Origin of the sequence: Winogradskyella alexanderae (genome assembly GCF_020166335.1) — a bacterium.
Taxonomy (GTDB): Bacteria; Bacteroidota; Bacteroidia; order Flavobacteriales; family Flavobacteriaceae; genus Winogradskyella; species Winogradskyella alexanderae.
Genome location: NZ_JAIUJR010000037.1, coordinates 1 through 998, shown reverse-complemented (window position 1 = coordinate 998; position 998 = coordinate 1). Strand labels below are relative to the sequence as shown.

The 998-nt window shown below is 46.1% G+C and carries 1 protein-coding gene; it reads left to right on the top strand.

Translation table 11 applies throughout. The features are described from left to right. The coding region (locus tag LBU54_RS15265; protein ID WP_394370862.1) for a PKD domain-containing protein at positions 1 to 998 on the top strand (998 nt) is incomplete at both ends.

The following is a 998-nucleotide window of genomic DNA, read 5'->3' as shown; positions in this document are numbered from 1 at the left end:
AGCGACGACTGTGGTGCGACCGGTTCTGCTACGGTAACCTTTACGGCTACGGATGACTGTGGAAACACCTCTACTACTTCTGCTACTTTTACTATTGAGGATACTACGGCCCCTACGTTCACTGTTCCTGCCGATATCACTATCGAGTGTACCGACGACGAGTCTTCTGCCAATACTGGCGTGGCTACTGGTGCGGATACCTGTGGTATGGTAACTATTACCGAGTCTGACGTGGAGACCGCTTCTTGTGGTAATACTAAAACTATTGTGAGAACTTGGACCGTAACGGACGAGTGTGGAAACAGTACTTCTGCTGACCAGACCATTACCGTTGAGGATACGACGCCTCCAACTATAGATAGCTCAGGTGTTTCTAATATTGATATCCAGTGTGGTGTTACTCCTGATGGAACTTTAGGGGCTTGGATAGCCAACAATGCTGGTGCAACTGCAGCTGATACTTGTGGAAACGTAACATGGTCTAACGATTATGGTGCCAATACAGATGTAGATTGTGCTAATGGTGCCATTACTGTAACATTTACTGCGACTGACGACTGTGGCAATGCTTCAAGCGTTACAGCTACATATTCTATTATTGATACGGTAGCTCCGGTAATCACAGTGCCTGCTGACGTAACCATTGAATGTACGGAAGACGAATCTCCAGCAAATACTGGTACTGCTACTGCTACTGACGATTGTACAGCTCCTGTAGTAATGTTCTCTGACAGCGAGGTAACTGCATGTGGCAATACCAAAACAATAATAAGAACATGGACGGCTACAGATGCTTGCGGAAATACAGTATCTCAAGACCAGACAATCATTGTTGAAGATACAACGCCTCCTACTATTACATTACCTGCCGATGTGACTATCGAGTGTACCGAGGATGAGTCGTCTGCCAATACTGGTGTTGCTACTGGTGCGGATACTTGTGGTACGGTAACTATTACAGAGTCGGATGTAGAGACTGCCGCTTGTGGAAATACAAA